This window comes from Paraburkholderia sp. Cpub6 (genome assembly GCF_014201065.1).
Lineage (GTDB): Bacteria > Pseudomonadota > Gammaproteobacteria > Burkholderiales > Burkholderiaceae > Paraburkholderia > Paraburkholderia tuberum.
Map to the genome: position 1 here is coordinate 84,627 of NZ_JACHDM010000025.1, position 18,440 is coordinate 103,066.

Consider the following 18,440-nt stretch of genomic DNA (forward strand, 5'->3'; position numbering starts at 1 on the left):
GGACGGCAGGCCAGCGGCGGATTGCGCCTGTCGAGCACCCGGCTTCATGTCCGTTGCGTCCACAGCGTATCGATCTGCCCGACCATGGCACGCGCCACGATGTCGTTCTCGTCGATGACCGTCGTCGCGCCCGCCTTCTCGAGCAACATCCTGCGCAGATCGTTCTCACCTGACACCACGATCCGGAGCCCGGGATTGAGCGTGTGCGCCACCAGCGTGATCTCCAGATTGCCGTTCGGATCGGAGCCCGTCACAAACAGCGCACTGGCGGTATCCAGTCTGGCACGCTCGAGTACATCGTCGAACGAGCTCAGATCGCCCAGGATGACCATGTATCCCAGTCCGGATGCTTTTTCGGCCTGCTTTACGTCGGTATCCAGCACGAGCACGCTCGCTCCCGCATCTCGAAGACGGGCGGCGACCAGCTGGCCGACCGGGCCAAACGGGCAGACCGCGACGTGGGCGCTCAGCGTTTCCAGCTTATGCTCCATGGCCCTGTTCTCCCAGAAGACCATCACGTCATCGCCCGAGAGCATCCCCGTCAACTGGCTCAACGCGTAGCCGGCAACCAACATCGTTGCAAGTATGGCGACCAGCATGAATATCTTCTGGTCCGCGTTGAACTCCGAGAAGTCGCCCAAGGTCGAGATAAGGTTGACCGCGTCCCACAAGGCCGTGAACATCTTCGTGCTCAAAGGCGCATCCGAGTGGTCGAGCAGCCCAATGCCCAGCGCCGTTCCCAGCAGCACCAGAAGCAACAGGCCAACCGCCAGATGCGCGCGGCGCCGCCATTCGTTGATACGCAGCCCGCCAAGCCGCGGTTCTTCGATCCGGTACATCTCGATCGTTCCTCGAATCCGTTCTTCAACCGCAGTGCGAACCATTCGGGGGAAGCACGTTCGCACAACATGCTCTCCATCCGTCACGCTTTCCCGATTACATCATGTCACTCGGGCACGCTAGCAGAAGGGGACTGTGGTCCCGCGCGTCGAAGTTGCAGGAACAAGAAGGAGCACCCGCGTTCGTCAGCGCCGTTCTCAGCCAGCGTTCCGCAATCCTCTTTCCTGCCGGACGCAATGCGGCATTGCTCAGAATTTCTCGGGCACATACCTGAAACGATGGTCCGATTCGCGATACGCCCCCGCCTTTTGTCGTTGAGGCAACGATACCTTCGTCCGCGGCACAGCCACGTACGGCACCTTGCTGAGCAGATGGCTGATGATGTTGAGGTGGGCTCGCTTCTTGTTGTCGGCCCGTGCGACATACCACGGCGAGAACTCCGTATCGGTCATGCCGATCATATCGTCGCGCGCCCGCGAATAGTCGTACCAGTGGCGATAGGACTCGAGATCCATCGGCGAAAGTTTCCAGATTTTGCGCTCATCGTGAATCCGGGCTTCGAGCCTGCGCGTCTGCTCTTCGGCGCTGACTTCGAGCCAGTATTTGAGGAGGATGACTCCAGAGTCTATGACGGCTCGCTCGACGAGCGGCGTCGCAAAAAGGAACTCCTGCACCTGGCGGTCCGTGCAGAACCCCATCACGCGCTCGACGCCCGCGCGGTTGTACCAGCTACGGTCGAAGATCACGACCTCGCCGGCCGCCGGCAGGTGCGGAACATAGCGCTGCATGTACATCTGGCTCTTCTCGCGGTCGGTCGGCGCGGGCAACGCGATGACCCGGAAAATGCGTGGGCTCACGCGATCGGTGATCGCCTTGATCATTCCACCCTTGCCCGCGCCGTCGCGCCCCTCGAATACGATGCAAATCTTTGCGCCGCTCTGCACGACCCATTCCTGCATCTTGACCAGTTCGACGTGGAGCCGGCGCAGTTCCTTCAAATACGCCTTGTTGCCAAGCTTGCCCATGGGCTTCGAGTCGCCTTTCTTCATTTCCTTCGGAGTTTCGGACATTGCTTCTCCCTGAAAATTCGCCTGTCCCGCGCATCGGCGCCCCCCTGGCAATCTCATCGTCTTCGAGCGTGCAGATCGTGCGACCGGTGCCGGCGACGTCGTCGCCGGGGTATTCTCCGCAGGTAGCAAAACCGCATCGGGACGGCCTCGGCGCCGGATTCTGATGACGCTCGCCGAGTGACTTTCCCGGCCCTCGAAAGTGATCGACAGCGCATTCAGCCTGCTTCCGACGCGCGGCCGACCGAGTTGGCGGACTCAGGCTTTCTCTCCAGCCTTCCGCCCGTTAAGTTACAGGCTGTCACATGCTCCGATTGATCGATTGATACAAATCAAGCAATTCACAATACTTAGATCTACACATTGTGACCGTGGTCGACTGAACCTTGCACTTCCGAGTTCCATGCAGCAACAAGCGGCCGCCAGGTAACGCCTGCGACAGCGGGCCGACGGTACGCCGAGAAGGCTATCGATCATAATGGCGCGCCCGAAACCATAACCATCGACAAGAGCGGTGCCAATCTGGCCGGGCTGCACGCCGTGAACGCCGAGCGTGAGACGCCCATCAGGATTCGCCAGGCCAAGTCGTGGAACAAGACTATCGGTCGATCAAGCGCCGTACCCGATCCATCTTGGAATTCAAGGTTTTTCGTTATGCTGGCATCTTCTTGATCTGCATTGAACTCATGCATATGATCGCCAATGGGCAGATGAAAGACGCAGGCAAACTCAAGCCATCGGCCGCCCGGCAGTTCTACTCGCTGGCTACATAGGTAATCCTCATCATATCGGTATCGTTCGCCCAAATCGCCTTAACGCGACAGAACCTGGCGATCTACATCGATTCTGGTGGCGAGTTGATCAGCCAGATCGTCAAGCGCGCGTGACATCGCTTCCACGACGACGCTGTCACCGGAGCCGGCGACTGTTTCGACCAGGGAAGCTCGCTCTGCGAGCAATACTTGGCGGCTTGCCCCGTCCAAGAGGGTCCAGCGGGCGACAAGAACGACTTGGTGACCCTCTCTCGGCTCAAAAACTTCCACATCGACCAGCACTTGCTTTGCCGGGCGCACGAGCGGCGGCGTCGCGGTCACGACCATGCCGGGTAACCGCTCCGCAAGCGAAGCGGCCAGAGTGCGCGTCATACCGACCGAGAGCCGTTCGCCCCAACGGCTAGCGGAACTCGGGATAAGCCGGTTGCCACTGCGCTCCAGAATGGCGGTCGTATCCAGATAGTCAGGAAGCTGAACGCGCTTCACTTCGATGACCGGCAATCCTGTCTCAGGTATGGTGGTCGCCGTCGCCACCGGCGTGGTACCGAGCACGTACTCGACTGGCGGTGGCCCAGCCATGCTGCAAGCTGCAATTTCGATGATTGCGGCACCGAGGAAGGCGGGAAGCGCTGCCCGAAGCATCTGCCCTCCGCATATGAGTGCGGTAGCCTGCTTCATCGATTTGTCCGGCCCATGAGAAGGGCGTTAGGGTTACGGTCGACCGTTTCCGAAAAGTTGCGTAGGTGGCTGGTGCTGACGGCAAGATCGCGCGTGCTCGCTTCCAGATCGCTGCGGAAGGGCGCGCCCGGCTCCACGAGACCATTTAGCGAGTCGAGCAACGTCTCCGCCTGGCGCGCCACTCGATCCGTTGCCACAAGCGTGCGACTCAGCTCGCCATTGCGCACATCGAATTGACCGTGAGCATCGTTAATCAAGGAACCAAGGTCATGCAGTGCACTGGAAGCATCAGTCTTCACCTGACGCACCGCGTCGTCCACAGTTTGAAAGGCCTGCGTGGCGGCGGCCGTGGTACGGAGCGCGCTCTTGGCTAGAGGGTCCAGCGCTGCATCAAGGTGATCCGAGAGTCTCCCCACCGAGATGAAAGTCTGTTGGGCCGCGGCGGCGACCTCACGCAGGGGCAACCCTGCCAGTTGATTGCGCAACTGATTGAGGTCGGAGGGAACAGCCGGAATCTCGGGGACGTCGGTGCCTACGCCCGTCAGTTGCACCGGCGTGCCGGGCCGGAAGTCGAGATCCACGCGTAGTTGACCCGTGACGAAGCTCTGGAGCGCCAGTTGGGCGCGGAGTCCGGCCTTGACGAGGCGCTCGAAATCGGCAGGAGTGGCGCCAAAATTCTTCCCTTCCAGAATCAGCTGCCTCGATTGGAATTCCAGGTACACGGGGATCTGGGCGGTCATGGTGTCGGGCGAGAATCGGACAGCGATGCTCTTGACCGAACCAATCCGGACGCCACGATACGTAACCGGTGCGCCAACCTCCAGTCCCGCGACTGATTCGCTAAAGAACACCACGACCCGCGTGCTCGTCGCGAACAGTCGTCCACCTCCAAAAAACAGGATACCGGCAACACCGAGAGCAAGCGCACCGAGGATGAAGCCGCCGACAATGGCTGGGCGAGAATTCATGGCTGTAACCAGGCGTCTGCTGAAGCTACGCTTCCCGCTTCATCAACTGTGCTGGCAATAACGATCGACTTTGTCGTCATCGGTAATTCTCCTGCGTTACTGATGTCCGCCCTGAATCGCGAATCGCTTCGGCGAAGAGTCTTCACGGACCTCCAGAGTTAAGCGTCGCCCCTAGCTCCCGCGGTTCGCTTCCCATTCGCGCGGTCCGTGTGGTGCCCCGTTGCAGGCTTCCATGGTCCAAACCGTTATCACATTGTTCCCATCATGGAACTTGGCGAAGCGCCATCATTGATATACGTCAAAGCATCGGGCAAGCTTTGACTCAAAAATTCTTCACAAGGCAGCGTTGACGACATTCTCATCTCCTGGCGCCGCACTGTTCCGGGGCGCGTACGACGAGATCTTCGCGGACCAGCGTTTCCACGGTCAGCGATCTGGTCCTTGCACTGAACGCCCGCCGCGCAGACGCGATGAGGAACGATAGGCCGCGAGGTAATGCGCTCCGCGGGAACATCCGCAAGGTCAAAAAAGGCCCTCGATGAAGTGCATGTGCGATTGAATCGGTACGCCGAATGGTCGGCGAATCTGAAAGGAACGCTCGCAATGATTGCTGTCTCCAACGACCGCGCTGGCCTCGAGGCAGCTTCCGTTGTGAGCCTGCGCAACGCGCTCCGACGGTTCCGCGGCTTCCTGAAACAGCAGTGCGCCATCGGGGCAAGGTTAATTGTGAAAATGTCGAAACCAGTTGGCGAAAGCGAGCAACCACTAATGAGGCGTCAGGATCGATATTCCTCAGTCGCTCACTATCGGGGCACGAAATAATCGATCATGCCTCCCTCCAACTCGCTATCGCCAGGCTGGAGTGTCGAGAGCCACGAACGGGCAGCGGTACTATGCCTAACCGGCGACTGGATCGCCTGCGAGAGCGGCATTCGCAGCGCCGCCGACGTGCGCCACATCCTCGATGAAGTTCAAGGGCTTGAACTGAAAGTGGACGCCAGCAGTCTCGGTCAATGGGATAGCGCTCTCATTGCGTTTCTGAAGATGCTCCGCGATTGCGCTGGCACGGGACGGACCCGCCCGGTTCAGATCGATGAGTCCGGCCTCCCGGATGCCGCTCGCCGATTGCTTGCGCTGGCATCCGCCGATGTGGCGAAAGCCGCCACCACTGCGGTTGTTCTCCCTTCCTTGAGGACGCGCATCGGCAGGGCGTACTTCGATGCATGGTCGAATACCGTGGCAATAACAGCGCTTGTGGGCGAAGCCGCGCTACGCGGCGCTGCGGCCTTCGGCGGCCGAACTTGCACCCGCGCCGTAGATGTCTTGCAGCTTCTGCGCGAAACCGGGGCTGGAGCACTCGGCATCGTTGCAATTGTCAACGGCCTCGTCGGCGCTATTATCGCCTTCGTCGGCGCCTTGCAATTGCAGCGCTTTGGCGCCGGGATCTATGTCGCCGATCTCGTCGGCATCGCCGTTGTCCGAGAGATGGCGGCGCTCGTGACCGCGATCGTGATGGCCGGACGGACCGGCGGAGCATTCGCGGCTCATCTTGCGACCATGCAGGGCAACGAGGAGATCGATGCACTGAATGCGCTTGGAATTCCTGTCTTCGACTTCCTGGTGCTACCGCGAATTGTCGCACTCGTCACCATGATGCCGTTGCTCTACCTGTACGGTTGCGCTGTCGGGCTCCTCGGAGGCGGCGTGGTCAGTGTTGCGACGCTGGACATCACGTCGGCGACCTTCGTCGAGGAACTTCGCGGTGCTGTCGCCGGCACGCAGTTTGCCATCGGCCTCGCCAAGAGTATCAGCTTCGGCGCCCTCGTTGCACTGGCGGGCTGTCACATCGGTTTACGAGCCGGGCGCAGTGCCGCGGCTGTCGGACATGCTGCGACAGCCGCAGTCGTGGCCGGCATTGTCGGGGTGATAGCGCTCGATGCCGTATTTGCGGTGTGTACCAATACACTTGGAATCTAATGCCATGGCGCCGCTTCGCAGTGCTGCCGAACGTCTCGCAGTGAAGAATCTTACGGTTGCGTTTGGAACGCGAGTGATCCAACGCGAGCTCACCTTTTCGATCCGTCAGGGCTCGATTTACGCGATCATGGGAGGGAGCGGGTGCGGCAAAAGCACGGTACTGAAAGCGATGGTCGGCTTGCTTCGACCAGCGGCCGGAACAATCGTGGTGGACGGCGAAGACTACTGGGCTGCGGGCGAGGCGCGACGAGCGGCGATTAGCCGCCGTTTCGGTGTGCTCTTCCAGAGCGGCGCGCTATGGAGTTCAATGAACGTGGCTGAGAACGTGGCTTTGCCGCTGCAAATGTTCACGAGCCTCGCTCCCGATGCAATCGCCGTCCTCGTTCAGCTTAAACTCTCTTTCGTGGGATTGGCTTCCGCCGCCGGTAGCATGCCGGCTGAGCTTTCAGGCGGCATGCGAAAGCGCGCAGCACTTGCACGAGCTCTTGCGCTGGATCCCGAAATCCTGTTTTTTGACGAGCCCTCTGCAGGACTTGATCCCATTACGTCCAACCGGCTCGATGAACTGATTCAGGAATTGAGCAAGGGTCTCGGCGCCACCGTTGTAATCGTGAGCCACGAACTGCCGAGCCTGTTCGGAATTTGCGATGACGGCGTCTTTTTGGATGCGGAGACTGGGACGGCCCTCGCACATGGCTCGCCGCAGGCGTTGCGCGACACCTGCGATCATCCAACGGTGCGCGCATTCATGGAGCGGGGACGAATATGACCCCGCGCAGCGATCCATTTTGTACTGGGAAACGCTACGCGAGCGCGGGCCGGTCTCTCGAAAGCGTTCGCGGCTCGTTAGATCAAGAACTTTCTCTGCTCATCGACCATGCTCGGCGCAGGCAGCAGGTCGGAGCGGGCAAATTGCACCAGCACAAACGCCCGCATGGCACCCGCTGTTTCCGGCACGCTCGCGAGCCTCAATTCGATCGTTGTGCCCTCCCGCGCGTGCCCGTTTTCCACGATCACGTTCATGCGATCGAGCCGCAGTTCCCTCTTGAGTATATGCAGGTGTTCCGCGGGCGAATTGAGCACATCAGCCATGGTCTCCAGCCGGCGGTCGATCGCCTCGGTCGCGAGTCCCAAACGAGCCAGCTCCGCGTCGTTTTCTTCCATCTGCGCCTGCAGACGCGCCAGCTCCACGAGACCGGACAATGGCTCCGCGCCCAATAAGGCGCTCATCCCGCTGCCCTGCCGCTGCAGCAGCGCGAGGCGCGTCTTGAGCAGCGCGCGCTCCTGCTCAAGCTCGTCGCGGCGCGACACTTCCGCGCCTATTCGCTCGAGGCCCACGAGCACGAGCTGGTCCACTACACGGGCCACGATCTCCGCTCGAAGCGTCTGCTCCGTGCTGGCGCACACGCGTGCCCGGTGATCGCTGAAGCTCAGGGTGGTTTGCTGCACGTCGGCGCACGCCGCCGATCCATGTTGCGCAACGCCGAATGTACGCCGTTCGGTCATCGCCATGCTGAGCACGGCGAAGGCCTCGTTTGCCAAGGGGGTGGCATCGAAATGCGTACGCAGTTCAGTTGAATGACTTAAGGCACGCGGCACTTCTTCCGGCGTTGCGAAAAAGGCCTGAATATATGGGTCCGTCGCCCAGGCGGATGCGCTCGCCTCGCGTGCCGGCGGCATGTCGTCCACCAATGCCCCGACATAGTCGAGCGAAGTCCTGACCGCAGCCGCGAGACGCTCCTGATAGCGCTCCGCGAGCCGCAACTGCGGACTCAGTCTTGCTATGCGCTCGATGGCATCACTCACCTGCGCGGAACCCGGGGCCTTCTTCTCCGATGTGCCCTCGCGATGAAACAGCCTATCCAGAATGCTCATGGGCGCCTCCTTGCGGCTCAACCTTCCCTTTCCGGCAGGATCTGCGCACTGATCGTGCGGTCCTTCCAGAACATGTTGTGAATCCTCGAACGGAGCAGATTCAGCGCCTCAGACGAGAGGTCGCTGAACCTGAGCAGCGCGATGGGTTGCCCGCTTCCCGCGGGCACGCGCTCAATCGAATCGAACGGAGGGAATCCGTATCTCTGCAGGAACTCGTCGAGTTCCTCGTCAGACACGGTTTCTTCGACATTACCCAGTAAAAGTTCAGCCATGGTGTTTCCTTTCTGAAGCCATGTCAGGCCATGATGTTGACGCCGCCGTCGACATACAGCGTTTCGCCCGAAACTCGCCGCGCGTAGGGTGTGGCGAGGAACGCGCAGGTGTAGCCGACGTCCATGATGTCGACCAGCTCGCCGAGCGGCGCGCGCTCGGCCGCCTCGTTGAGGAGCAGGTCGAAGTTCTTGAGGCCGGAAGCCGCCCGCGTCTTGAGCGGACCCGGCGAAATCGCATGCACGCGAATGCCCTCCGGCCCAAGCTCGTAAGCGAGATAGCGCGCACAGGCTTCGAGCGCGGCCTTTACCGGCCCCATCACGCTATAGTTCGGCACGACCTTGTTCGCGCCGTAATAGGTCATCGTGAGCAATGTGCCGCCTTTGTCCATCAGCGGCGCGGCAAGCGCCGCCATGCGTACGAACGAATGACACGAAATGTCCATCGCGCGCGCGAAACCCTCCCCGGAGCAATGCAACAGCCCGCCTTGCAGATCGTCTTTCGGCGCCCATGCAATAGAGTGCAGCAGGATGTCGAGACGTCCCCAACGCTGCCGGATCTGCTCGAATACCGCTTGCAGCTGTGCCGCGTCGCCGACGTCGAGCGGCAGGAACAGCTCTGCTTCAAGCTCGCTCGCCAACGGCTCGACAAAGGGCCTGGTCTTTTCCGTCGCGTAGGTGATGGCCAGATCTGCACCAAGCTCGCGGAACGCCTTCGCGCAACCGTATGCAATCGAGTGTTCGTTGGCAATGCCGGTGACCAGCGCTTTCATGCCCGCAAGTACCGGACGTGATCGATCAGTGCTTTCGGGCCGCATGGCATTTCTCCTTCATTCGAGGACCGCACGCGTATGGCGCGCGATCATCAGCTCTTCATTGGTCGGGATAACCCACGCCGCTATCCTGCTCGACGCGGTGGTGATGAGGGGACCGCCCTTGCCGTTCGCTTCGGCGTCGAGCTCCGCGCCGAGCCACGCCGCGTGCCGCACCACGCCCTCGCGGATCGCCGCCGCATGCTCGCCGATTCCCGCCGTGAAAACGAGCGCGTCGATGCCTTCCATGGCCGCGACAAGCGAGCCGAGTTCGCGCGTTATCCGGTAGATATAAAGCTCGATGGCGAAACGGGCGTGAGGATCGTCGCTCGCGAGCAGTGCGCGCATGTCGCTCGATACACCGGACACGCCGAGCAGCCCCGAGTGGCGATAGATCAGATCCTCGACGGCACGCGCGTCCATGCCGAGTTCTTCCATCAGGTAGAGCACCACGCCCGGGTCCAGGCTGCCGCAGCGCGTGCCCATCGGCAATCCGTCCACGGCGGTAAAGCCCATCGTGCTTCCTACGCTCTTGCCGGCGACAAGCGCACACATGCTCGCGCCATTGCCAAGATGCGCGACGACAGTGCGTCCGCTGGCCGCTTTCGGATCGACGTGGGGCAGCACGCTCGCGATGTACTCGTAGGACAGCCCATGAAAGCCGTAGCGGCGCACGCCCCGGCTGGTGATCGACGCAGGTAGCGCGAACGCCTGGGCCACCTCGGGTTGCGTGCGATGGAAAGCCGTGTCGAAGCACGCCACCTGCGGCACGTCTGGTTGCATCTCTTCGAGGATGCGTATGGGCGTCAGGTTGTGCGGCTGATGCAGCGGCGCGAGCGGGGTGAGCTTCGCCAGCTCGTCCACTACCGCGGGCGTGACTCGCACCGGCCCGCTGAAGCGCTGCCCGCCGTGCACGACGCGATGGCCGACTGCGACAAGCTCGTGTCCTTCGCGGTGCTCGCTCAGGAACGCACCGATTTGCGCAAGGCCTTCGCGATGATCCAGCTCGCCGCCGTCGCTCCATTCCCTCGCATGGTGCTCGCCTTGAGCGTCGACGGCTTCGAACCGCGCGCTTGCCGTGTAGAGGCCGTTGAACTGCCCGTGCACGACCAGTTCGAGCGCGTCGCCGTGCTCTTCGAATGCGGAAAACTTGATGCTCGACGAGCCGGCATTCAATACGAGAATCACGTCTGCCATGGCATCACCCGACGATCTTTGCGGCTTCGAGCCGCGCATGCGCGACGAGCACCGCCACCGCGCATGAGGCGAGCCGGGTAATGAGCGAATCGGCACGGCTCGTCAGGATGATGGGCACGCGCGCGCCGAGCACGATGCCGGCCGCGTCCGCGCCCGCGAGGAACGACAGGCTCTTGGCGAGCATGTTGCCCGCTTCGAGGTCCGGCACCATCAGGACGTTGGCCCGCCCGGCCACCAGCGAATCGATCTGCTTGATGCGCGCAGCCTCGGGGTCGATGGCATTATCGAGTGCAAGCGGGCCGTCCACGAGCGCTCCCGTGATCTGCCGCCGGTCCACCATCTTGCACAGCGCGGCGGCTTCGATCGTCGAAGGCACTTTCGGATTGACGGTCTCCATCGCCGAAAGGATCGCCACGCGCACCTGCGGAAACTGAAGCGCGTGCGCGAGGTCGATCGCGTTCTGCAGGATGTCGGCCTTCTCCTCCAACGTCGGTGCGATATTCACGGCGGCGTCGGTCACGATCAGCGGGTCTGCGTGCGCAGGCACGTCCATGACGAAGCAGTGACTGATGCGCCGGCCGGTGCGCAGCCCGGCATCGCGCCGGACAGCCGCCGCCATCAGCTCTTCGGTGTGAAGGCTGCCTTTCATCAGCGCCTCTGCTTTCCCCTCTCGCACCAGTTGCACGGCCGCTGCCGCCGAAGCCTCACTGAACGGCGCATCGACGATTGGATACTCGCCGATCGACAGGTTGCACTCCCCGGCAATCGATTCGATGCGGGCGCGCGGCCCGACCAGGATCGGTGCGATCAGGCCTGTCTGCGCCGCCTCCACGGCGCCTTCCAGTGAGCTCCTGTCGCATGGATGAACAACGACCGTGGGCATCGGCGCCAGCGTCCGGCAATGGGCAATGAGCTCGTGATACTTCGCGTGTCTGGCTTCCATGGGTATTCCCTTTACGAAAAGACGAGCACGTTCACGACGGCGCACGCTCGAGCACCGCGACAGGACGCGCCGCGGGCGGCGCACCGAGCACCGCGCGAATGCGTTGCAACGCTTCCCATTGCTGCGCGGTCGGCGGCACGCTTTGCACGCGCGCGTCGGCCAGCAGTCTGTCCAGCAACGTCAACAGCCGCTTGCGGTCTTCCGGTTTGGCGAGCAGCGCCGGAAGCGTCGCGATGGCCTGCTGCGGCTCGTAAGTCGCGATGAGCTCCTGTTCGCCGCGAATGCGCCGCCACTGGTCGGGTGGCAAGCTGGGTAGATACTTGGCGTAGGCTTCGACCAGTTCATGCTGCGTCGCAAGCCGGGCGAGCGGCAATGGCTCCCCGCTGCGCCCAAGCAGGAAAGCCGCGCGCGCGACCGCTTCGTCGTAGCCGCCCTGCCCGATCGACGCCAGCGCCTCCTTCACGAAAGGCAATTCGCGCGGGTTAGTAATCGTAAATGCGGCTGCCTCGCGATCGCCATACCGGTCCGCGAAATGGAGCAGGAAGGGGCTGGTGTAGAGGCTGAAGAACAGCGACTCGGCGCTGGCATCGCGCATCGCCCTGTAGTGGTCGAGCGAGGCGCTGATGATCTCCGCGCCGCGATGTTCGAGCTTGCGCCACGGCTCGATATCATCGGCATGCTGCCGGTTGGCTTTGACCGCGTTGGCCGCCGGGCGCAGCCAGGCAAGCCATGGATTCAGGTCCGAAAAGGCCCAGCGCTGGTAGCGTAGCGGATGAAATTCGCGCAAGAAGCGCGCAGTGGTCTCGTTCGACGTCCACTGCACGTAGGGCTGCACGAACAATTCATAAGCACGCTGGTTGAATTCGGAAAGCTCGGCTACGGCCTCGAAGGGCTTTTCGTCCTCGCGCTTGAAGCGGTTGAAATGCTGTGCGATCTCCTCGAGACGATGTTCAACGAATGTCACTTCGTAGGCGACCTTCCCGTCGGCGCCCTTCGCCTCATCGATCACCATCGCGTAGAGCCCCGGCGCGAGCGTCTCGATTGTCTCGAGCACGTTGACTATCTGCGCATGCTGCTTCTTCGCCACCTTGCCCGACACGAACACGCCAAGATGTCCGGCCTCCTCGTCCATCAGTCCGATGATGACCTGGCCGCGCGCCTTGATTTCCTCGGTGCTGCCGTAGAGGTCGGCCACCCAGTTGAACGCCTGCTGCGGCGGCGTAATGTTGTCGCCCATCGAGGCGAACAGGATGATCGGCGAGCGGATGTCCCGCAGGTCCAACGCCTTGCCCGACACGCCGCGCACTTCGCCCGACCAGAGCTTGTTACCGATGAACAGGTTGCGCGTGATCCACTCGATCTCTTCGCGGTTCATCAGGTAGTAGCCACCCCACCAGCGCTCGAACTCGAGAAACCGCGGCGGCTCCGTGTCGATGTTGTCGTAGACGCGGTAGTACTTGTCCCACAATGTGTTGGCCGGATTCAGGTACTCGAAGTTCTGCACGAGATACGCGCCATCGAATTTCCCGTTGCCGAGATCGGACGAAAACGAGGCAAGCCACGTGCCTCCCAGTATCCCGCCCGCATACCGCATCGGATTGTCGCCTGCGCCTTCGCTCCACGCGCCGCTCCAGTACGACATGGGCGCGCCGTTGATAACGACGGGTCCAGTGTCGTGCGCCGACGAGCTCGCGAGCATCATTGCAGCCCAGCCACCCTGACAGTTGCCGATAATGGCCGGCTTCGGGCTGTCGGGATGTAGCGCACGCACCTTCCTGACGAACTCTTGCTCAGCGGCGCATACGTCGAGCAACGTCTGGCCGGGTTCGGGATTCTGGAAGAACACGACGAAGTACACGGGATGGCCGGCGCGCAGCGCAACGCCGACCTGCGAATCGTCCTTGAAGCCGCCGATGCCGGGGCCGTGACCGGCGCGCGGATCGATGATCAGATAAGGCCGTTTTTTCGCGTCGACGATCACACCCTCGGGCGGCTTGATGTACAGCAGCGCGTAATTAACGGGGCGCGCGAAATGCCTGCCGTCGAGCACGACGTCATAGTCGAAATGGAGCGCGGGCTTGAGCTCCTGCGCAGTGCGTTCGACGTATTGCGTGCCGCGCTCGCGCAACGTATCCCAGAGCAGGAGCGAACGCTGCGCGACGTCGACGACGTAATGCCATGCGCTCAGGGGATTGAGTTGCGCGGCGAACAGGTTGTAGTCGTGGCTGGCGTCGCCGTCCACGGCAGCGCGCAACCGTTGCCCATATTGCTCCAGCGCGTTCTGCGTGCGCTTTTGCAGCACGTCCGCGATATTCCCGGCAATTTCCTGACTGCGCGCCAATTGTGTGGCTGTATCCATGACACCATCCTCCACTGCGACATTGATTGAGGCCGCGCCCGCCGCCCCGACGTCTGCACGCGGGCCCGGCCGTGCGTGCGCGCACCGAAACCGCATGCACGTGCAGCTTGCCCGTACTGCATTCCCGTGTTGTGACTTAGATCAAATTAACTTTAGACACACGCATCGCTTCCTCACCAGCCCCAACGCTGGGCGGTGATCAAGCGATACCGACGGGGAAACTGCGATGAACGCTGACTGCGACGGACAGAAGAAGCGCTATAGGCTCAAGCGGGGGTCGTTGCGCGGTTCCGGGAAGACGAATTTCTGTGACTTGCGGTCGCAGCCATCGCGAAAGGCAAGTCCGATAAATTCAATGCGCAGCGCTTGCCGAGAATGCCCGGTTGCGGCTGTTCCTTGTCGACCAGCGCCTTGAGCAGCTTCGCCACTGCCGACGGCTGCAGTTCCTCGGCCGGCTCATGGGCGTCACGTTGTTGGCATGTTGCGGCAAATGCGGAGACAATCTCGGGCATGACACGAGCCGCCCTGCCGCCCTGCAATACAACACACCTGCGACCGACGCCATTTGTTCTGCCGGCTACCGATTTCCGCCCGACGTGATCAGAGCTACGCGGTATGGCTGTACTACCGATTTCCGCTGAGCCTGCGCATGGTCGAGGAGTTGCGGGCTGCGCGCGGCATTGAACTCACGTACGAAACGGTGCGACGCTGGTCGGTGAAGTTCGGGCTGGGCATTGCCCGACGCATCCGGTCTACTGCGTTGGCCTGATGCGAGAAGTGGCACCTCGACGAAGTGGTGGTCACCATCAACGGCAGGAAGCACTGGCTATGGCGCGCCGTGGACCAGCATGGCGGCGGTGCTAGACGTATTGGCGCAAAGCCGGCGTGACAGGCATGCAGCCAGGCGCCTGATGCGTAAGCTGCTCAGGAAGCACGGGCGTGCCGCGTATGCTGATCCACCGACAGGCTCAGGAGCTACGCCGCAGCGAACCGGGATCTCGGGTTGAACGCGGAACACCGGCAGCACAAAGGACAGGCTGTCGCGACATCATCAATTGTTGCGTCCCGAAAGATCTTGTCCGTCGAAACGGGCCTGGAAGCCTCTCGAATTCGCATCTTCTGCGGGCGCTGTCGAAGCCACCCGAAAACATGCGCTGGGGATCCGATAGCGTGACGCGAAACGCACCAGATGATTCCCCTCGCGGAGGGAGACGCTGATGACCATCATCACCAGATCGACGCTGATGTTTGGCTTGATATGCGCATGCTGCGTGGCGGATACGGGCAAGGCGGAGCCAAACGACAGGCTTTTGAAGCTGCTGCAGTTGCAAACCTTAAATCGTATGGCGTCAGATGCCGCGCCGAAGAAGAACAACGCTTCGAGCGACGACAGTGCGCGTCAGGACCGTGGGGCAGACCGTAAAGGGTCCCAGCCACAGCCAGACGATCGTGGCGCCCCCGGCAGCGTGCCGGCGCGAAAGCCGTAGCGATACCGTAGCAATCGAAAATCGGCGACAGGGAAAATAATCCAGTCCCGTTCATTGCAAACCGAATCCTGAGGGTATGCAGGCAGGAACAGAAGCAGCCCGCAAAGCCTCCAGTCCGGCCACCGGCCCGGATCTGCAGCGGCCACCCGTGCCCCACGATCGGGCTAACGGGCCAGACGGGGCCGGTCCGGGTCTTGGTCCCAGCCGCCTACCTCAACGCACGTTTCGGGCTCCCGACAAGGACGTTCGTGCAGACGGGCGGCCAGTCGTAATTTCGCCTCCCGCGATGCGAGGTCATCTGTTCCCGCGGTAAGGCTGCGTTCACCGCCTCCCCGAACGCCTTGCCGGCCGTGAACCTGACGGTCTTCGCGGCAGGGATCCGGATTTCGGCGCCGGTTGCCGGATTGCGGCCCACGCGTGCGGCGCGCGCCCCCGTTGAAAACGAGCCAAAATCGATCAGTTGGACGGTATCGCCTTTCGTGATCGCCGCCGTCACGGTGCCAATGAACGCGTCGATCGTCTCTGCGATTACCGCCTTGCTGTCACCCGTTGCTGCGGCGACGGCGTCCACCAGTTCCTGCTTGTTCATGAGTCGTTCCTCGTTGTGGCTGGAGATCGCGCCACCCTACCCCATCGGCGCGCTGTTACGCACCACCGGTAGCCGGAGCCGCGCCACGCCCCTCGCCGCGTGACGTCCGAGCGCGAAGGCTTCCGCGCTCGCGACAGCCGCCTCAGTCGCGTTTGAAAGTTCTCCCGAATTATCAGGGCCGCATCATGTCAATGGCGATAACTGCTATCAGATCCATTGCATTTAATGCCTGGAGCCGGGCGTCTTCGATCGAACACTGGTGCGGGCCGCCGTTTGCTGACTGCATTTCGCGACAAACCATGCAGCAGCGATTGGGTGATCCCTTACGGTGACCTGCCATTCGCAGCAAATCCCAAAGCTAGCCGTTCTGCCGCAGTCAGGCCATCAACCGGGCAGCTGACGTCGCCGGGCACGCCAGCGCGTCACGAACTTCGGCAAACAGCTCGTGGATGAAACAGCGCACGTCGTGAGGCCGGGCGCACACCGCGACGACGACGGCCGCCTTGCCACTTTCGCCCACGATCGTGCGCGACGTGGGAGCGACTTGCCGTGAACCATTTCCGCCCCGCCGCCCTTCGCCACCATGCCAATCGTCGACGGAGAAATGGTGATCCACGCGCGGTCTCACCCCGGCGTCGGGCGGAGTAAGGTGACGTTGCCCCTGTTTCGCGAATCCCATAGCTGAGAGATTTACGCGGCTCGTCCCTGTTGAGCGGCGAGCCAGTTTTTCTCGAACGTCATGGGGCTGACGTAGTCGAGCGTCGAGTGTAGCCGGCGAGAATTATAAAAGCCAAGCCAGTCGACGATTTCATCCATTGCCGCACGCCGGGTCGCGAAGTGCCGGCCATGCAGGCGTGCAACTTTCAACGAACCCCACAGGCTTTCGGTCGGTGCATTGACGCTCCTATGTCAAGCGACACGCGTCGAATCGGCCAGATCTGCCAGGATGAGCGGGTACAGCTCCCGGACGATATAGCGCTTCAGGCAGCGGTGGATTTCCTTGTTCGACATGCCTTCCTTTGTCCGGCGATCAACGTAGGCCCGGGTACGCGGATCGCTGCGCATCCGAACCATAGCAATGGTCCATAGGGCATTGTTTGCAGACCGGTCACCGCCCCTGTTCAAGCGGTGCCGGACTGTCTTGCCGGATGACGCCTGCAACGGACTTGTGCCACAGAGCGCCGCGAGCGCAGCCTCACTTTTCAGCCGCTCGGGGTTGTCGCCAGCGACGGCAACCAATACTGCAGCGGTTTGAGGCCCGACACCGAATCTTTCACGTAGGCGTGGGGCGTGCTGGCGGGTTAAGCTTTCAAGCATTGCATCGAGCGCCTTGAGTTCTTCTGCCAGCGTCAGCCAGCGCTTTGCCAGCAGTCGCAGCGTCGCGGTCAGCGTTTTCAGCATTGGAGTTTTGACCAACGAGCGGACACGAGCACAATTCTCAACGCATTCTGCGGTCTTCGTTTTCAGAAGGCGCTCGCGAATTTCCTGTGGCGCGCTGACCAGCAAAGCCCGCAACTGATTGATGGCCTGCGTTTTCGCTTTTACAGCGCTGCGTCTGGCAACGGAGACGGCGCGCATTGCTTCGGCAGCGCCGGACTGCTCCTTGGGAATAGCAGTTGCTTTTCCGGAGAGAACCGCGCGGGCTGCATTTTCTGCATCGGTGGGATCGGACTTCCCTCGAGACCGACGTGTCGCCCGGTCGGGGCGATTGACTTCGAGTACTTCGATCTCGTGATCGCGCAGCACGCGGGCCAATCCCGCTCCGTAGGTACCGGTCCCTTCAACTCCGGCGCGGCGCAAAGGGCCGAATGAATTCGCCCATGTCAGCAGATCGAGATATCCTGCCGTGTCGGTCCCTACTGATAGCGTACCGAGAAGCCTGCCTGTGTCGCTGATCACAGCCCCGACATGCGTATCCAGATGCGTGTCAACGCCCAGAATCACTTCGTTTTGTTCCATGCATATATCCGTTGTAGTGGGCGCATCGCCAACCCCACTCGCAGGACAGGACACTCACGGTGCAGTACAAAGCTCCTATTAGGTCACAGACGGTGAGCCCGGCAACGCTCGGGGAACGCCGGAATCCGATCGACAGGTCAACGCAAAGGCATCTTGGCCAATCCCAGCACGGGTCAGATCGGTCCGACATTCAGAAGCGATCTTAGACTGAGTGTCCCAGCAGTCGCCGCGCCGACTCATCGACGAGCGCATGCCGTAGGCCTTCAGCGTGTCCTGGAACAGCCCGCTGCAATACTGGCTACCCCGGTCGCTATGCACGATGACGCCAGCCTCTGGACGACGCCGGAACCACGCCATACGCAGCGCATCCGTGACCAGTTCCGCTTTCATGTGTGGCTGCATCGACCAGCCCACCACCTGCCTGCTGAACAGGTCGATGATGACCGCCAGATAAACCCAGCCTTCAGCCGTCGCACAGTACGTGATGTCGCTCGTCCAGACCTGGTTCGGCGCTGTTGATGTGAAGTTACGCTCCAACAAGTTCGGCGCCACCGGCAGGTTGTGATTCGAGTTCGTCGTCGCAATGTACTTGCGCTTGTGTCGGGCACGGATGCCATGCTGCGCCATCAGCTTGCGAACCCGCTCCT

Annotated in this window: 16 protein-coding genes and 5 pseudogenes; 5 read left to right on the forward strand and 16 right to left on the reverse strand. The window is 61.8% G+C overall.

Features of this window, described 5'->3' with window-relative positions:
• Nucleotides 1-44: 44 nt before the first annotated feature.
• Nucleotides 45-839: an NAD(P)-binding protein gene (locus HDG33_RS29785; RefSeq protein ID WP_184037764.1), complete on the reverse strand. Its 795-nt coding sequence runs from the start codon at nucleotides 837-839 to the stop codon at nucleotides 45-47.
• Nucleotides 840-1,088: 249 nt separating this feature from the next.
• Nucleotides 1,089-1,910, reverse strand: coding sequence for a polyphosphate kinase 2 (gene ppk2, locus HDG33_RS29790; RefSeq protein WP_184037767.1), 822 nt, complete (start codon nucleotides 1,908-1,910; stop codon nucleotides 1,089-1,091).
• 438 nt (nucleotides 1,911-2,348) lie between these two features.
• On the opposite strand from ppk2, the pseudogene HDG33_RS29795 reads away from it, so the two are divergent.
• Nucleotides 2,349-2,680 (forward strand): annotated as a pseudogene (locus HDG33_RS29795) (IS6 family transposase); the annotation flags it as partial.
• Nucleotides 2,681-2,719: 39 nt separating this feature from the next.
• Here the strand turns inward: HDG33_RS29795 and HDG33_RS29800 are convergent.
• Nucleotides 2,720-3,358, reverse strand: coding sequence for a membrane integrity-associated transporter subunit PqiC (locus HDG33_RS29800; protein WP_221311585.1), 639 nt, complete (start codon nucleotides 3,356-3,358; stop codon nucleotides 2,720-2,722).
• Nucleotides 3,355-4,326, reverse strand: a complete 972-nt coding sequence (locus HDG33_RS29805) for an MlaD family protein (RefSeq protein WP_184037770.1) — start codon at nucleotides 4,324-4,326, stop codon at nucleotides 3,355-3,357. Before HDG33_RS29805 ends, HDG33_RS29800 begins: the two co-directional genes overlap by 4 nt.
• 828 nt (nucleotides 4,327-5,154) lie before the next feature.
• Between HDG33_RS29805 and HDG33_RS29810 the strand changes: the two genes are divergently transcribed.
• Both HDG33_RS29810 and HDG33_RS29815 read left to right on the forward strand, forming a co-directional pair.
• Entirely contained in the window at nucleotides 5,155-6,303 is a 1,149-nt protein-coding gene (locus HDG33_RS29810) for an ABC transporter permease (RefSeq protein ID WP_184037773.1), read from the forward strand.
• A gap of 4 nt (nucleotides 6,304-6,307) precedes the next feature.
• The gene (locus HDG33_RS29815) at nucleotides 6,308-7,072 is read left to right on the forward strand and encodes an ABC transporter ATP-binding protein (RefSeq protein WP_184037776.1); all 765 of its coding nucleotides are present in this window, start codon (nucleotides 6,308-6,310) and stop codon (nucleotides 7,070-7,072) included.
• A gap of 77 nt (nucleotides 7,073-7,149) precedes the next feature.
• On the opposite strand, the gene HDG33_RS29820 is transcribed toward HDG33_RS29815, so the two are convergent.
• The 7 genes and pseudogenes from HDG33_RS29820 to HDG33_RS29850 all read right to left on the reverse strand — a co-directional run.
• Entirely contained in the window at nucleotides 7,150-8,178 is a 1,029-nt protein-coding gene (locus tag HDG33_RS29820) for a hypothetical protein (protein ID WP_184037779.1), read from the reverse strand.
• Nucleotides 8,179-8,195: 17 nt separating this feature from the next.
• Nucleotides 8,196-8,450, reverse strand: a complete 255-nt coding sequence (locus HDG33_RS29825; RefSeq protein ID WP_184037782.1) for an RNA-binding protein — start codon at nucleotides 8,448-8,450, stop codon at nucleotides 8,196-8,198.
• A 23-nt stretch (nucleotides 8,451-8,473) separates the two neighbouring features.
• The gene (gene fabI / locus HDG33_RS29830; RefSeq protein WP_184037785.1) at nucleotides 8,474-9,265 is read right to left on the reverse strand and encodes an enoyl-ACP reductase FabI; all 792 of its coding nucleotides are present in this window, start codon (nucleotides 9,263-9,265) and stop codon (nucleotides 8,474-8,476) included.
• 12 nt (nucleotides 9,266-9,277) lie between these two features.
• A complete protein-coding gene (locus tag HDG33_RS29835; RefSeq protein ID WP_184037788.1) occupies nucleotides 9,278-10,456 on the reverse strand; it encodes an acetate/propionate family kinase in 1,179 nt (392 codons plus the stop codon).
• Nucleotides 10,457-10,460: 4 nt separating this feature from the next.
• A complete protein-coding gene (locus HDG33_RS29840) occupies nucleotides 10,461-11,444 on the reverse strand; it encodes a phosphate acetyltransferase (protein ID WP_311548397.1) in 984 nt (327 codons plus the stop codon).
• Complete coding sequence (locus HDG33_RS29845; RefSeq protein ID WP_184037791.1) at nucleotides 11,431-13,758, reverse strand: DUF3141 domain-containing protein; 2,328 nt, start codon at nucleotides 13,756-13,758, stop codon at nucleotides 11,431-11,433. Before HDG33_RS29845 ends, HDG33_RS29840 begins: the two co-directional genes overlap by 14 nt.
• A 362-nt stretch (nucleotides 13,759-14,120) precedes the next feature.
• A pseudogene (locus HDG33_RS29850) lies at nucleotides 14,121-14,216 on the reverse strand (electron transfer flavoprotein subunit beta/FixA family protein); the annotation flags it as partial.
• A 338-nt stretch (nucleotides 14,217-14,554) separates the two neighbouring features.
• Between HDG33_RS29850 and HDG33_RS38465 the strand changes: the two are divergent.
• Both HDG33_RS38465 and HDG33_RS29860 read left to right on the forward strand, forming a co-directional pair.
• Nucleotides 14,555-14,647 carry a hypothetical protein gene (locus HDG33_RS38465; RefSeq protein WP_409259094.1) on the forward strand — a complete coding sequence of 31 codons (93 nt, stop codon included), beginning with the start codon at nucleotides 14,555-14,557 and terminating at the stop codon, nucleotides 14,645-14,647.
• A gap of 328 nt (nucleotides 14,648-14,975) precedes the next feature.
• Nucleotides 14,976-15,245: a hypothetical protein gene (locus HDG33_RS29860; protein ID WP_184037794.1), complete on the forward strand. Its 270-nt coding sequence runs from the start codon at nucleotides 14,976-14,978 to the stop codon at nucleotides 15,243-15,245.
• Nucleotides 15,246-15,558: 313 nt separating this feature from the next.
• On the opposite strand, the pseudogene HDG33_RS29865 reads toward HDG33_RS29860, so the two are convergent.
• The 5 genes and pseudogenes from HDG33_RS29865 to HDG33_RS29885 form a co-directional block, all read right to left on the reverse strand.
• A pseudogene (locus HDG33_RS29865) lies at nucleotides 15,559-15,834 on the reverse strand (HU family DNA-binding protein); the annotation flags it as partial.
• A gap of 376 nt (nucleotides 15,835-16,210) precedes the next feature.
• A complete protein-coding gene (locus HDG33_RS29870) occupies nucleotides 16,211-16,450 on the reverse strand; it encodes a hypothetical protein (RefSeq protein WP_184037800.1) in 240 nt (79 codons plus the stop codon).
• 74 nt (nucleotides 16,451-16,524) lie between these two features.
• A pseudogene (locus HDG33_RS29875) lies at nucleotides 16,525-16,731 on the reverse strand (IS3 family transposase); the annotation flags it as partial.
• A gap of 12 nt (nucleotides 16,732-16,743) precedes the next feature.
• Nucleotides 16,744-17,793, reverse strand: a complete 1,050-nt coding sequence (locus HDG33_RS29880) for an IS110 family transposase (protein ID WP_184037803.1) — start codon at nucleotides 17,791-17,793, stop codon at nucleotides 16,744-16,746.
• A gap of 213 nt (nucleotides 17,794-18,006) precedes the next feature.
• Nucleotides 18,007-18,440: pseudogene (locus tag HDG33_RS29885) on the reverse strand (IS3 family transposase); the annotation flags it as partial.